The organism is Flintibacter sp. SJQ-8, assembly GCF_054108085.1.
Map to the genome: position 1 here is coordinate 85,822 of NZ_JBPJWR010000001.1, position 13,695 is coordinate 99,516.

Annotated in this window: 16 protein-coding genes; all 16 read right to left on the minus strand. The window is 44.1% G+C overall.

Features of this window, described 5'->3' with window-relative positions; translation table 11 throughout:
- Positions 1–64: 64 nt before the first annotated feature.
- A complete protein-coding gene (locus ACSAMP_RS00415; RefSeq protein ID WP_370766951.1) occupies positions 65–2,719 on the minus strand; it encodes an ABC transporter permease in 2,655 nt (884 codons plus the stop codon).
- Between the two features lie 13 nt (positions 2,720–2,732).
- Positions 2,733–3,398: an ABC transporter ATP-binding protein gene (locus ACSAMP_RS00420; protein ID WP_457799194.1), complete on the minus strand. Its 666-nt coding sequence runs from the start codon at positions 3,396–3,398 to the stop codon at positions 2,733–2,735.
- A 143-nt stretch (positions 3,399–3,541) separates the two neighbouring features.
- The gene (locus ACSAMP_RS00425) at positions 3,542–4,573 is read right to left on the minus strand and encodes a sensor histidine kinase (RefSeq protein WP_457799195.1); all 1,032 of its coding nucleotides are present in this window, start codon (positions 4,571–4,573) and stop codon (positions 3,542–3,544) included.
- Positions 4,570–5,256 (minus strand): response regulator transcription factor, encoded by a 687-nt coding sequence (locus ACSAMP_RS00430; protein WP_457799196.1) that lies wholly within the window; start codon positions 5,254–5,256, stop codon positions 4,570–4,572. Before ACSAMP_RS00430 ends, ACSAMP_RS00425 begins: the two co-directional genes overlap by 4 nt.
- A gap of 61 nt (positions 5,257–5,317) precedes the next feature.
- Positions 5,318–5,494: a DNA-binding protein gene (locus ACSAMP_RS00435; protein WP_457799197.1), complete on the minus strand. Its 177-nt coding sequence runs from the start codon at positions 5,492–5,494 to the stop codon at positions 5,318–5,320.
- 121 nt (positions 5,495–5,615) lie between these two features.
- Positions 5,616–6,029, minus strand: a complete 414-nt coding sequence (locus ACSAMP_RS00440) for a sigma-70 family RNA polymerase sigma factor (protein ID WP_117502843.1) — start codon at positions 6,027–6,029, stop codon at positions 5,616–5,618.
- A gap of 458 nt (positions 6,030–6,487) precedes the next feature.
- On the minus strand, positions 6,488–6,640 hold the full coding sequence (locus tag ACSAMP_RS00445) for a hypothetical protein (RefSeq protein ID WP_158557390.1): 153 nt from the start codon (positions 6,638–6,640) through the stop codon (positions 6,488–6,490).
- Between the two features lie 14 nt (positions 6,641–6,654).
- Complete coding sequence (locus ACSAMP_RS00450) at positions 6,655–7,896, minus strand: ABC transporter permease (RefSeq protein ID WP_121057052.1); 1,242 nt, start codon at positions 7,894–7,896, stop codon at positions 6,655–6,657.
- Position 7,897: 1 nt separating this feature from the next.
- Positions 7,898–8,785, minus strand: coding sequence for an ABC transporter ATP-binding protein (locus ACSAMP_RS00455; protein WP_457799198.1), 888 nt, complete (start codon positions 8,783–8,785; stop codon positions 7,898–7,900).
- Between the two features lie 131 nt (positions 8,786–8,916).
- Positions 8,917–9,978, minus strand: coding sequence for a sensor histidine kinase (locus ACSAMP_RS00460; RefSeq protein WP_302471741.1), 1,062 nt, complete (start codon positions 9,976–9,978; stop codon positions 8,917–8,919).
- Positions 9,979–9,994: 16 nt separating this feature from the next.
- Complete coding sequence (locus tag ACSAMP_RS00465; protein WP_117752390.1) at positions 9,995–10,501, minus strand: VanZ family protein; 507 nt, start codon at positions 10,499–10,501, stop codon at positions 9,995–9,997.
- A gap of 11 nt (positions 10,502–10,512) precedes the next feature.
- Positions 10,513–11,208: a VanR-ABDEGLN family response regulator transcription factor gene (gene vanR / locus ACSAMP_RS00470; RefSeq protein WP_117752391.1), complete on the minus strand. Its 696-nt coding sequence runs from the start codon at positions 11,206–11,208 to the stop codon at positions 10,513–10,515.
- 86 nt (positions 11,209–11,294) lie between these two features.
- Complete coding sequence (locus tag ACSAMP_RS00475; protein ID WP_457799199.1) at positions 11,295–11,474, minus strand: helix-turn-helix domain-containing protein; 180 nt, start codon at positions 11,472–11,474, stop codon at positions 11,295–11,297.
- A gap of 121 nt (positions 11,475–11,595) precedes the next feature.
- A complete protein-coding gene (locus ACSAMP_RS00480; protein ID WP_117502843.1) occupies positions 11,596–12,009 on the minus strand; it encodes a sigma-70 family RNA polymerase sigma factor in 414 nt (137 codons plus the stop codon).
- A 437-nt stretch (positions 12,010–12,446) separates the two neighbouring features.
- Positions 12,447–12,908, minus strand: a complete 462-nt coding sequence (locus tag ACSAMP_RS00485; RefSeq protein ID WP_117502842.1) for a hypothetical protein — start codon at positions 12,906–12,908, stop codon at positions 12,447–12,449.
- Between the two features lie 7 nt (positions 12,909–12,915).
- Positions 12,916–13,695, minus strand: a complete 780-nt coding sequence (locus ACSAMP_RS00490) for an ABC transporter permease (protein WP_457799200.1) — start codon at positions 13,693–13,695, stop codon at positions 12,916–12,918.

Here is a 13,695-nt window from a genome sequence, read left to right on the forward strand (position 1 = left end):
TTTTCCGCGTCCCACAGCCGCATACGACGGCGCAGGAAGTATTCACTTGATATGGCTGCGCCTGTTATTCATTTACCCGAAGCCGCTCTACGACACTCCGATTGTTAAGGAGTCGGAGTGCAACAACCGGAACGATAAACGCCAGTACCAGAAAGAGAACCAGCATAATCAGCGCAGGCAGCAAGGTTATCTGGAATGTCATCATCATACTGGTAGGACCGTTTTCTACAAATGCTCTTAGCAATGTCATGCCAAGTGTCGCCGCAACTAATGTGCCGACAATCCCTGCCAGAAGCACATAGGAGAAACTTTCCGAAATCATCATTTTTCGGAGCTGCCGGTTCGTCATACCAATGCTCTGCATAGTGGCAAACTCATGACGGCGGGTAACGATATTGGTCATAACCAGATTGATGAAGTTGATCAGCCCCACCAGGGCAAATATAGCGCCGATCACTCCGCCAATCAGCAGGACAACATTTTTTACACTGGAAACAGTAGCCTTCATCGTCAAGATAGAGGTATAGGAAACATCTGTATCCTGCGCCAAATGGTTTTCCATCTCCTGCTGGTACTGTTCCTCTACATCAAAGAGAAAACCGTACAAGGTAGGAGTTTCATAAATCTCTTTGAACTTCTTTTCTGACATATAGATCAATGGACTGTCTATTATTTGTGAGATATTTGAACCGCCCCCAGTCAAAGTCGTTTCGCCTTTAGTAGCTGCGACTTTAGCGATAATGGTAAATTCCTCGGTGGGAGTTCCATTTTCATAAAATTGAATAGTATCTCCAACTGATAAACCCCGATAAAAGGAACTGTCTGCCCCGCCAGCCAACTTGCCCTTATCACCATATTGGGCCATTAAAATTACATTGTTTCCATTCCAAAGTTTCTCTTTCAGGACAGACAAATCGGTTTCTCCCTCGATAATATCCATCTTGTTCAAAATATTTTCAGAGAAGCCGTACACATTTCCAAGAGGGTGGTTATCCGCAGTCAGGACAGCAGAGTCCCTTTCTGTTCCTGTTTGGTAGACACCTAAGTTAAGGTGTTCCGGCACCATTCGTTGCTCCTTATTTGTATTATCAACCACATAGGGCGTTCCCCAGTCGCAGGAGACATGGTCATCTTCAAAAGTGTTCCGGTACAGGTAGGCTTCGTTTGTAACTCCAGGCTGTGCCTTGATTTCCTCTACCGCTTTCTCTGGAACAGCACTATTATGCCCAAAGTCATTTCCAAACGCCGCTTGAATGCCGGGGCTATATACCATAAAATCACTTCGGGTATGTTTTTCGATATAGGCATCTTCATCAAAGCTGCCGCTGAAAATAAACACCGAGTTCAGGAGAACAATGCTCAAAGTCAGAGAAATCACAATAAAGACCGTCCGGCGCTTATTGCGCTGAAGATTTGCCTTCGCCATACGGGGAATAACTGCTCCGGCATCTATCTTTTTTCGCTTTATGGAAACGGTATCCTTCTCTACATAGCGGATAGCCTCGATAGGTGACACACGGGAAGCTTTCTTTACCGACTTTCTGGTGCTGATATAAACCGTAAGCCCGGAGAACAGGATCGCACCTGCGATAATGCCCAAATATGGAAGTGTGCTGACCTCAATGTTTTTACCGCTATAATCGGCTGCAAACATCTGGAGTGCCGCAGGAAGAATACTGCGTCCGAGCAGGATGCCAAAAAACAGGCCAAATGGTGTTCCAATCAGGAACAGGTACAGCGCCTGCCGGTTGACCAAACGCTTGATCTGCTGGGAAGTAGTCCCCACCGTCCGTAGCAGGCCATACTGCCGAATATCGTTGGTAACTGCAATCTCGAATACATTGTAGATCAGCAGATACCCACAGAACATGAATAGGACGCCAAATACACCTGCTACCAGCCACATGATAGAGCCGCCGCTGTTGTTGGAAAGGAAAGTGTTGGGGGCTACACGGACATAATTCTCAGCACTTCTATCGTCTGGATTACCGCCAATGCTACGGACAAACTCCGAGATGCGCTCCTTTACCATGGAGCTATCCCGCATGATCACATCAGCATCATAAATGCCACAACCCTCACGCCCTTGGGCAATTTCGTTCATCATCTCCGGATTTTCTTCCATGAAGGCTTTGGAAACAATGACTGATTCCGATTTTCCGTTTGGTGTGTCGTAAATACCGGATACAATCATATCAAAATGATACATCTGGCCGCTTTGACGATTCTTAAATTCGATAGGAATTTCTGCCCCAATTTTTTCTTCGATGTTCAAATCATTCAGAATGTTGGCAGAAACCAAAACCTCATTTGCTTTTTGGGGCGCAGAACCTGTGCGCGGCGTCTGCATCCGAAGCTCCAACTGGGGCTGATCTGCGTAATCAATTTCCGCAAATATCCGGTTGGTGTTGGTCATAATCTCAATAGGTACCCAACAGCCCACCTTTTCAAACATGGAGTTTTCTTTTAACTGCTGGAATTGTTCTTCGGAAAGACCCTGTACCAGCGCATCCGCACCAGTGCCGATCATCTTTGCCATGTTGTATTCCAGCGTTCCCTTGGCTCCCATGCCAATGGTCAGGACTGCCGTAAAGAGAAAGGTTGTCAGGGCAATCGCAATGACCGCAATCACATTCCGCATTTTGTTGCTGCGGAAGCTGCGGTTTGCCAGCTTTTTGATGACAGCCTTGTTGTTATTGCCAAATAGAATGTCATTCATAGTCCCTCCCCCTTTACTGCACGATCTTACCATCCTCGATCCGAATGATGCGGTCAGCAAGCTGGGCGATCTCACTGTTATGGGTAATCATCACAAGGGTCTGGTGGAATTTCTGGCTGGTTGTTTTCAGAAGCCCCAGCACATCGGCACTGGTCTTGCTGTCCAGATTGCCGGTAGGTTCATCAGCCAAAACAATAGCGGGCTTTGACACCAAGGCGCGGGCAATGGCTACGCGCTGCTGCTGGCCGCCGGAGAGGTTATTGGGCATATTGTTCAGCTTATCCTCAAGCCCCAGCATCTGAACAACTTCTTTCATAAACTGCTTGTCTACCTTGTTTCCGTCCAGTTCCACAGGCAGCACAATGTTTTCAAAGACATTCAGCACTGGCACCAGATTGTAGTTCTGGAAGATAAAGCCGATCTTTCTTCTGCGGAAAACAGTCAGTTCCTCGTCTTTGAGTTTGGACAACTCCTTGCCATCCACGACCACCTGGCCGGAGGTGGGCACATCCAATCCGCCTATCATGTTCAGCAGCGTGGATTTACCGCTACCGGAGGTTCCCACGATGGCTACAAATTCGCCCTTTTCTATGGAGAGGGTCACACCATCCAAGGCTCTGGTAATGTTCGGCTCTGTGCCATAATATTTTTTCAGTTCAGTCGTTTGCAAAATGCTCATAAAGAACACCATCCTTTCTTTTTGATAAACCCATTGTAACGACCAAACCTCACAGAAATGTCACGAGCCACAAAAAATTTCCGTTAAATTCGGCCCCAAATGTCACAAGTCTGTGACATTTCAATTTTGGGGGCGAGTCGGCGCTACTTTCGGAGCAGGAAAACAGAAAAGGTTGAGCCTTTCCCAACTTCCGATGCCACCCGGATATAGCCGCCCTGCAAGGTCACAATCTCACGGGCCAGATACAGGCCAATCCCAATACCGTCCACATCATGCACCGCATCTTCCCGGTAAAACCGTTTGAAAATCGTCCCTTGGTGCTGTTCTGAGATGCCAATGCCGGTATCTGCAATGTCGATCTTCACATACATTTCCCAGCCTTCCACCGACACACGGATCTGCCCGCCTGCCGGGGTGTATTTCACAGCATTATCCAGAATGTTGAACAGGGCTTCGCTTGTCCATTTTCTATCATGGCGCGCATCCAAATGCTCCGGGCATTCCACCTGCACATCTATTTGTTTCTTTTCGGCATTGAGCAAAATCCCGCCCAGGGCAGCGGCAAGGGTATCATAAACCGGCTGCTGTTTTTGCTCCAGCGAAATGACTCCCGTTTCCAGGCGGGAGGTTTTAATCATGGCTTGCATGAGGAAGTCCAGCTTATCAAGCTGGCTGGCCTGGGCTGTCAGAAATTCCTTTTGCTTCTGCGGGGGAACCTCGTTTTCAAGCAGCGTGTTGTTGATCATCTTCAAGTTGGCAATCGGGGTCTTGACCTGATGGGAAATGTCGGAGATCAGCTCTTGCAGGTCAGCCCGTTCCTTTGCGATGCTGTTTCTATTTTCCTGCATGACCTCGTACAGCCGCCCCAGCCGGTAGTTGATTTTATAGAACAGGCTTTCTTCCTCGACCGTCTGCTTGGGCTGCATATCCCCGGAGAGCATATCATCCATCTGACCACAAAAGGCATCGGAGAACCGGACCAGCTTCCGGCGGATCAGGGCCACAAAGAAGATAAGGCAGAGCAGTACAAAGAGACTGAACAGGAACACACACCGGACAGCGGTTATATTCTGGGTCAGCAGATACACAGCGGTGCAGACTGCACCAACTGCCAGCAGCAGAAGCGTTCCCAAAAGGATGCAGGCTTTGTTGATGGAGAGTTTTCGCATATTCATTTCGGTGTCCCTCCAATCCACATATAGCCCATACCGTACACCGTCTTGATGTACTGGCGGCCCTCCGTTTCAATTTTGTTCCGCACCCGGCTGATGGCCGCAGTCAGGGCGTGTTCATCCACAAAGTTCCCATCGGCATCCCACAGTTTTTCAAGCAACACCTGTCTGGTCAAAACATTCTGCGGGTTTTTGGTCAGGATTTTCAGCAACCGGTATTCTAATGGAGTGAACACCAGTGGCTTACCGGACAGGGAAGCAGTCATCTCTGAGAAATTGATGGACAGCGCACCATCCTCATAGCTATCCCCGCCGCCAGACTGTTTTGCCAGCCTCCCCAGCACCACAGACAGCTTCTTTTGAAAGACGCTCATGGGAAATGGCTTGGTCACATAGTCCTCTGCGCCCAGCTCATAGCCTTTGAGCATATCGCTCTCCATATCATTTGCGGTCAGGAAGATCACCGCCGTATCCGGCCGGCGCTCCTTTACCTCACGGCAGAAATCAAAGCCATTCCCATCCGGCAGGTTTACATCCAGTACGATCAGGTCATAGTCCTGCCTGGTCAGAAAGTTGCTGGCTGCTGATTTTGTCAATGCAGAGTCCACGACATAGCCCGCGGTATCCAGGTTATAGCACAAAGTATTATTCAAAAGTCGGTCATCCTCGACTACTAAAATTCGCATTGTATCACACTCCTTCATTTTTAGTGTAGCATCCAAATGTCACAGAAACCTCACGAGAGGATTATTTTTTTGTATTTTTGAAACGACGGTCTGCCGGTTTCTCCGCATCCTTGGGAATCAGCCAAATGGTAGCCATCTTTACAGCGCCGGGGATACGCCCACCGGCATACAAATAATTGATCTGACTTGGGGTAACATCCCATTTTTCACTTGCTTCTTTCAGCGTCATATAATCCATATAGTTTCCCCCCAATATGGTTTATTATATTTCCTTTGCTCGAAGAATACAAGCTTGCAAATGGGGCGCAAGGCCCTGTGCCAGAAGCACTTTGAGACCTTACGCCCATTGCTATTCTATCCTAAAAATACTTTGCCAGTTGCTTCAGACCGCGCCGGATACTGTCACGGACACGGCTTGGGTCTACACCCTCCGCTGCGGCGATCTCACTCACGCGCATACCCAGGTAATACCGGGCATAGATCCGCTTAGCCTGCTTCTCCGGCAGAGCCATCACAGCGGCATAAAGCTGCTCCCGCAGCTGCTTTTCCTCCAGAAGCATTTCCGGTGTCTGGGGCTTCATCAGAATCGCATTTTCAATGCCGTTGTCGCAGTCCAGGGAGTAGTACGCCTTATAGCGATACATCCTCCGGTCATAAGCAGCTTCCGCACGCTCAGCGGTTCGGATCGTCTCCAGCACATCTTCTGTTACTTCTACAAAGTAATCATTTTTATAAATATCGGGATATAAGTCCCTAAGATTGACTTTCTTCATTATGTACCTCCATTTCAATTCACGGGCGATTGACGAGTGAACCGAACGGAGGTGGGGAACGGCAGCGGTATACTTTGGGAGCTTTCCTGAAAAAGCAGCAATAGAAAACGCCAGCTCTCCATAAAGAGAAACTGGCGCAACAAAAAAACTCATTATTCTGCTGATTTAGATAGAATGATAATGCCGATTGGCAATCAGATTTCCCCGGAGGTGGAGCAAGGCTTTTTTTAGTTGGTGCAGATCATGGATATTATGAAAAAAAGCGAAAATAGACAAGGCGGCATCCTCCTTTATGCCGCCCCTGCTAATTGCATGAGGTCATTGTGTTTCTGCTTAGAGCAAAAAGAAACGGCGGCTCTGAATTTTTCAAAGCCACCGAAAGATAATATTAGGCGTGTTAATAGGTCTGCTTTACGACGGCTTTTTTTCTTTTGCCGTCGTCCGGCAGATTAGATAGATTATTTTCCTTTTTTCTTTTTATCATCAAGAGATTTTTTCAAAATATCTTGATTGATACGTTCCAGTAACCTATCGGGGTCAGATAAGGTAATATTCTCAGCAACATTATTCAAAGAACGTTTTATCAACTTATCTAAATCATCATTATTCATGCCCGAACACCTCCTCATGCCACTTGATGTTTACAGTAGGAACGAACTGCAAGAAACAAAAAAATTGGAACTTCAATCGCTGCGGAAATTAAAATTATATGTGGTGTCCAAAAACTCATTCCACCAATATGCAAATAGTTAAAATTGATAAGCTGATACAGGAAATTGTTCTGCATCCCAATTCCAGCAGAGGGGAGAATGGCAGAAATCCAATTTACACCTAATGCTGTGTAAGCAAAAAACGGGACAAGGATTATAACAATGGAGATCAGCAACACCGACAGTGCATCTTTACACTTGGCGGATAGGAAAAGTGTGCAGCAAATGCAACTCACAATAGACAGCAACCCCGCCAGAGCAAGGTAAATTTGCAGTTGTCCCAAATTGATATTAGGCAGGTTGATAATGGAAAACAGCATTTGCATAGATGTTTCCAAACAATTTGTACCAAATGCTAAGTTTGAGATCAGTAGGTGTAGAGTAATCCCAACAGCAAATATCACGACCGAGATCGCACAAGATGCCAGTATTCTGCTAACTGCCAGTTTCAACCGACCATGCTTTGTACAGCGCAAGATGCTATCGGCCCCGCTCTGATACTCACCAGAAAAAGCAGGAGCTGTAATGGCAACACACAAAATCGCCAGAACCATGATATAAAGTTCAATGTAATCAAAAGCATCTCTGGAAAGCCCTGCATAAAGCTGGAATGGCGTATCAACCTCGGCGTACTTGTCTATGCTCTGTTGCTGCGCTTTTGGATGGTTTCGCTGCTCATTTTTCATAACATCTGATAAATGGGTAGCACAACGCTGATAATAGTTTTGTGCGACATCTTCCGGATCAATATCCATAAGGTCAGCTCCAATTCCAGTCAGCGGATCAGCATACAGTTCTGGCAACGCTTTGAGTAATGGGCGAATAGGTACAATCTGTTTAACGCTGACAGAAACCGGGAATGTATCACTCTCCAGAGGGCCGTATTCATTTATTAAATCCTGATAAGTTTTCAATGCCTCACTTACTTTTTCTGGAGTAACTTCTCCATTTATAGCAGAATACAAATCTCGCTTAAATTCGATTGCCTCCATACCATCAAGTTCTGTTTTTGTTCCGTCTGGATTTGGACGATTGATGGACTCAAAAGCAATCGGCAGATATGCCATAGCAATGGACATAACCAGAGCCACAGCAAGTAAGATAAGTGTGCGTCGTGATTTCAGGACACGCTTTACTTCTAAACAAAATAAACGCATATTATTTTCCCTCCCTTTCGACATCTTCTTGTGGAAACAGCCATAAATACAAATCTTCCAAACGTGGTTCCGCAGGAATGGAACCCTTTACCTCGGAATGATCCGCGAGATAACGGATAGATATTTGATTATTGTCCTCGCCTCGCTGATTGATAATCCTCAGACGCATTTCATAGTCCATCATCTTATGGGCAGGAATTACACAACTCCATACTTTACCCTCAATCTGTTTTACCAACTCGTTTGTCGTTCCCACATCAATAATTTTTCCAGCTTTCATAATCGCATTACGAGTTGCGATATATTCAATATCAGAAACAATATGGGTGGAAATCAGAACAATACGGTTATGTGAAAATTCTGAAATGAAGTTTCTAAACCGCACCCTTTCTCCGGGATCAAGTCCTGCCGTTGGCTCATCCATAACAAGGATTTTAGGGTCATTCAGCATAGCCTGTGCAATTCCCACACGACGTTTCATACCGCCAGATAGTTTGGCAATCTTTTTTCCTTTCACATCGGAGAGGGTAAGAATATCAAGTAGCTGGTTGATTTTCTTTGTGGTTTCTCTGGGCGACACATCCTTTAATGCAGCGATATATTCTAGATAATCCTTGACCGTGAAATCGCGGGAATAGCCAAAATCCTGTGGCAAAAAGCCAAAGATATTGCGGTAATTTGCACCCATCTTGCGAATATCTTCTCCGTCAAAAGAAATGCTCCCATTGCTCGGTTCCATAATATCCGCAATCATCCGCATAAGTGTAGTTTTACCAGCTCCGTTTGCTCCCAACAACCCCCATACGCCGGTTGTCAATGTAAGGCTAACATCATCAACAGCCATCTTATCTTTAAACCGCTTGCTTATGTGTTCAATTTTCAGTTCCATAAATTTGCTCCTTTCGCTTAAACAAAAATCTGCCCTTGTTCAGTAACCATTGTACCGAACAAGGGCAGAACAATCTCAAAGATTGTGCAGGAAAATTCCTAAGTAATTCCTAAGATTAGGTTCTAATTTTCCTAAGCTGAAATAGGCAACATAATCATAAAGGAAATAGTTTCATTTTTACTGGAAGCAGTAATCGTACCGCCATGCAGATGTATGATTTCTTCGGCAATCGAAAGCCCTAATCCTGCACCGCCTGTATCAGAAAGCCGTGCTTCATCCAAACGGCTGAATTTTTCAAATATGCTATCAAGCTGCTCCGGTGGAATTGTCTTGCCATGATTTTCAAAAATGATTTGAATATTACGGTCAGATTTCTTTGCTGATATGCTAATTTCTGTTTTGGAGTAGCTATATGCAGCCGCATTTCTCAAAAGATTACTGAACACTCTTGCCAGTTTTTCAGGATCGCCGGTTACAGACAAATCATCATCCGCTTTGAAAACCACCGTATTGCCATTGGCGGACAGCGTTGGGTATATTTCGTCGATCACCTGTGCAATTAGACAGTGTAAATCTACGGTTTCCCTTTTCAGTACAACCGTATGTGCGTTGTATTTTGTTACCTCAAACAGTTCATTGATAAGTTTTTCAAGACGGTCTGCTTTATCAAGTGCCACCTTGATATACTTTTCCTTTTGATTTTCAGGCATATCCGGGGCCTCATGGAGCAAGCTCAAATAACCGATTACCGTTGTCAATGGGGTTCGTATGTCATGGGCCAGATACATGATAATTTCATTCTTTTTATCCTCGGCTTGTTTTGCCGCCTGTTTACTTAATAGAACAGACATTTTGATTTGGTTTAGCTGGTTTTCCAACTCTTTAAGTGGTTCCGATAAAGCCACCGCATGATCATTCTGTTCATAAACAGTTTGTGTTGCGGAAATTACCTCGTCCAAATATCCCCACGGTTTTTTCCAGAAATAATTAAAAATGCAAACAAAACCTATTATCAAGTAGATAATGAGAATCGCATCAATACGCAAATAGAGCCACGATAAGATACTGTTATTGAATTTTGAAAAAATGTAATCTAGCAGGATAACCAGTCCAAATCCCACCACAGTATATAAAACCAATGACAGGTACAAGTGCACACTAAGCCGCTTTTCCGTAGTCGTTCTTTTATTCAATATGGCGCACCTCCTATCAATTCAAAAACAAAATAAATGCCAAAAATCCAACAACAACGACACTTACAATAACAGCCAGAATGAAAAATAGTTTATCTGCTGTTTCTCTGTTTTTAAGCAATCGAGCCATCATACCATATAGAGCAAGTCCTAAAAGGCCACCCATGAAATTTGTAATCAGATCGGTGATGTCAGACCGTCCGATTGCTAAAACATATTGAGCCCCTTCCAACAGCAGGCTTGTTCCAGCAATGATAATCAGTTTACCATGAAACCGACATTTAGGCAGAAGCATTTGCAGATATATACCCATCGGAACGAAAATCAAAAGATTTTCAAGCACTTCTTTTAGGTGAAATGCTGTTCCAATTTCCTTGTCGTAATAAAACGGGATTAGATTTATACTTCTTACCGTGTCTAAATCATTGATATTGAATTGCAACTTGAATAATATTATCCAAACCAAAAGTGCCAGATAAATCAAAAAAAGAACTGGCACAAAAAATTTTTGCTTTTCTTTCATGTGTTCTCCTTTCAAATTTTATAGCCGACTCCCCAAATTGTTTTAATGTATTTTGGAGTATCAGAAGTATCTTTTAACTTTTCACGCAAATGCCGGATATGCACTGTGATAGTGCTACTGTTTTTGGAATAATATTCATCTTTCCATACTGCATGAAATAAATCTTCAATGCTTACAACTGTTCCGGCATTTTTCAACAAAACATTAAGAATTGAAAACTCGGTCGGAGTCAGTGACACATTTTCACCATCCAATAGACATTCATGAGTCTGTGTGTTCAATCGCAATTTATTGTATGAAAGTTCCGGCTGTATTTTTTCTACACTTGTGGCAGGAGAATATTTTTTGTAACGTCGCAGTTGTGCTTTCACTCTGGCAACTACTTCCAAAGGCCGAAACGGTTTTGTCACATAATCATCTGCTCCTAATGTCAGTCCTGTAATCTTATCCGTTTCCTCAATTTTAGCTGTCAGCATAATAATGGGATAAGTATATTTTTCACGAATAAGCTGGCACAGAGAAAAGCCGTCCATATCCGGGAGCATGACATCCAAAATGGCAAGATCAATATCTTCGTTTTCAATACATGGCATTGCGTCCTTAGCACAGTAATATTTATAAACAATGTAGTTTTCATTTTGCAGATAGACTTCTAACAAGTTTGCTATATCCCGTTCATCATCTATCACTAATATCTTTTCAGACATATTTTTTCAACTCCTTTTTGACTTCTTATTTGATTAAGTATAGCAGGAATAAAGTTTTCATTCTCAATGATTTACATGAGAAATTATTAAGATTTTCCTAATACTTTATAGCGCCTATCCATTGGTTGTTCTGCCTCTTTCGGGATCAGCCAAATGGTAGCCATTTTCACAGCGCCGGGGATACGCCCTCCGGCGCATAAATAATTGATCTGACTTGGGGTAACATCCCATTTTTCACTTGCTTCTTTCAGCGTCATATAATCCATATAGTTTCCCCCCAATATGGTTTATTATATTTCCTTTGCTCGAAGAATACAAGCTTGCAAATGGGGCGCAAGGCCCTGTGCCAGAAGCACTTTGAGACCTTACGCCCATTGCTATTCTATCCTAAAAATACTTTGCCAGTTGCTTCAGACCGCGCCGGATACTGTCACGGACACGGCTTGGGTCTACACCCTCCGCTGCGGCGATCTCACTCACGCGCATACCCAGGTAATACCGGGCATAGATCCGCTTAGCCTGCTTCTCCGGCAGAGCCATCACAGCGGCATAAAGCTGCTCCCGCAGCTGCTTTTCCTCCAGAAGCATTTCCGGTGTCTGGGGCTTCATCAGAATCGCATTTTCAATGCCGTTGTCGCAGTCCAGGGAGTAGTACGCCTTATAGCGATACATCCTCCGGTCATAAGCAGCTTCCGCACGCTCAGCGGTTCGGATCGTCTCCAGCACATCTTCTGTTACTTCTACAAAGTAATCATTTTTATAAATATCGGGATATAAGTCCCTAAGATTGACTTTCTTCATTATGTACCTCCATTTCAATTCACGGGCGATTGACGAGTGAATCGAAAGGAGGCGGGGATCGGCAGCGACATACTTCAGGAGCTTTCCTGAAAAATCGACAATAAAAAACGCCAGCTCCCCACAATGAGAAACTGGCACGACAAAAGCACCTACTATTTTGCTGATTTAGATGGAACGATAATGCCGATAGGAAGTCATACCTCTCCGGAGGAGGGGCAAGGCTTTTTTTAATTGGTGCAGCTCATGGGTGCTATGAATGACGAAAATTGACATGGCGGTATCCTCCCATATACCGCCCTCCTGATTGCATGAGAATCAGTCTGAAAATCAAAAAGAAACGGCGGCTCTGATCTTCTCAAAGCCGCCGCTTCATAGGCGCGTGGAAATGTGTCTGCTATACGACGGCTTTTTTTCTTTTGCCGTCGTCCGGCAGAATGTTATTCAATATTCAATTCAATGTTTCCAGTAAAGTCCTCACACTCAATGCCGATATAATTTCCACCATCAGGAAGTGTAATTGTGTCGCTATAAGTTCCGGTTGCTTCAATCAAAGTGACTGCTTCATCAGATCCAGAAATCCAAAATACTTTTGCAGTACCTTCCATAATCTCCAAAGTGCAATCAATAGACAACTCCTTACCGGCTTCTCTCTTTATGGAAGTTCCTCCGAACAAATACTCTGTATCTGAAAAATTCTCATAATCAGCCGTATAAGTTCCCGTATAATCATCAATCCCTTTTTCTTTTGTTCCTTCCAAAGATAACTTTCCTGTAAGTTCTATGGCTCCAGCCGACTGAACGATATTATTATAATGATCGAGAATTTCATCTTTTGAACAGCCAGAAATCATAAAACTTCCCAAAAGAACAAATGCCAATGCTAAAACTATTTTCTTCATAAAATCATCACCAGCCTTTCTTTGGTGCTACCTTTTTGGCCTTTTTCTTTGTTTGGGTTGCTTCTCGCTCTTTCATGCACAAAATCAAGATGGCAGAAATAACAACAGCAAGCACAAGACTGCAAGAACAGGTTCCGATATTCCAGTTGACTGCGGTATCATAGCTACGGTAGCCTACCATTCCGAGACTTGCGGTAATCGGATAAAGGTTTGCTAATGTCATATTTCCTGCGGCAAACATCCCTCCATATCCATAGACAAAAGCAATGATTACACCAACTAAAAAGCTGCCTGCCCTCCGACAAGTAAGGGCGATAATCGGCAGAACCGCAAGATATAAAAAGAAATTAACCGCGGTAATCTGCAAAATCGCTTTTAGAGCTAAGGAAACCTTAAAGCCGGGAAATCCCACAATCATTTCTGCAATGATTGTAAACAGGCTGCATATCAGTCCAAAAATAATAGACAATACGCCGCACACAATCAATTTTCCGGTCAGCAGTTTCTTAAAAGAGATCGGCACAGTTAGAATATTTTTCAATGTGTCATCCGTCTGCTCACGAGAAATCATATATCCAGCAATTAGGCTGATACACATCGGAAAAATCATGGACATATTGTTTTTGATGACCTGTTCTGTAAGATAGGCGAAATCCCAAACAGAACCATCATTCGCCATAGAGGTAAACAAAGTCAGCAGGACGGATAGGAGCATGAGCGCAACACCCGCCCAAAGAATATGATACCTTTTCAATTTATAAAATTCTGTTTTTACAATGCGAACCAT

Excerpts from the sequence above, each read along its gene's own strand:
- ACSAMP_RS00415 (WP_370766951.1), bottom strand. The coding sequence starts at position 2,719 with ATGAATGACATTCTATTTGGCAATAACAACAAGGCTGTCATCAAAAAG.
- ACSAMP_RS00420 (WP_457799194.1), bottom strand. The coding sequence starts at position 3,398 with ATGAGCATTTTGCAAACGACTGAACTGAAAAAATATTATGGCACAGAG.
- ACSAMP_RS00425 (WP_457799195.1), bottom strand. The coding sequence starts at position 4,573 with ATGAATATGCGAAAACTCTCCATCAACAAAGCCTGCATCCTTTTGGGA.
- ACSAMP_RS00430 (WP_457799196.1), bottom strand. The coding sequence starts at position 5,256 with ATGCGAATTTTAGTAGTCGAGGATGACCGACTTTTGAATAATACTTTG.
- ACSAMP_RS00435 (WP_457799197.1), bottom strand. The coding sequence starts at position 5,494 with ATGGATTATATGACGCTGAAAGAAGCAAGTGAAAAATGGGATGTTACC.
- ACSAMP_RS00440 (WP_117502843.1), bottom strand. The coding sequence starts at position 6,029 with ATGAAGAAAGTCAATCTTAGGGACTTATATCCCGATATTTATAAAAAT.
- ACSAMP_RS00445 (WP_158557390.1), bottom strand. The coding sequence starts at position 6,640 with ATGAATAATGATGATTTAGATAAGTTGATAAAACGTTCTTTGAATAAT.
- ACSAMP_RS00450 (WP_121057052.1), bottom strand. The coding sequence starts at position 7,896 with ATGCGTTTATTTTGTTTAGAAGTAAAGCGTGTCCTGAAATCACGACGC.
- ACSAMP_RS00455 (WP_457799198.1), bottom strand. The coding sequence starts at position 8,785 with ATGGAACTGAAAATTGAACACATAAGCAAGCGGTTTAAAGATAAGATG.
- ACSAMP_RS00465 (WP_117752390.1), bottom strand. The coding sequence starts at position 10,501 with ATGAAAGAAAAGCAAAAATTTTTTGTGCCAGTTCTTTTTTTGATTTAT.
- vanR (WP_117752391.1), bottom strand. The coding sequence starts at position 11,208 with ATGTCTGAAAAGATATTAGTGATAGATGATGAACGGGATATAGCAAAC.
- ACSAMP_RS00475 (WP_457799199.1), bottom strand. The coding sequence starts at position 11,474 with ATGGATTATATGACGCTGAAAGAAGCAAGTGAAAAATGGGATGTTACC.
- ACSAMP_RS00480 (WP_117502843.1), bottom strand. The coding sequence starts at position 12,009 with ATGAAGAAAGTCAATCTTAGGGACTTATATCCCGATATTTATAAAAAT.
- ACSAMP_RS00485 (WP_117502842.1), bottom strand. The coding sequence starts at position 12,908 with ATGAAGAAAATAGTTTTAGCATTGGCATTTGTTCTTTTGGGAAGTTTT.
- ACSAMP_RS00490 (WP_457799200.1), bottom strand. The coding sequence starts at position 13,695 with ATGGTTCGCATTGTAAAAACAGAATTTTATAAATTGAAAAGGTATCAT.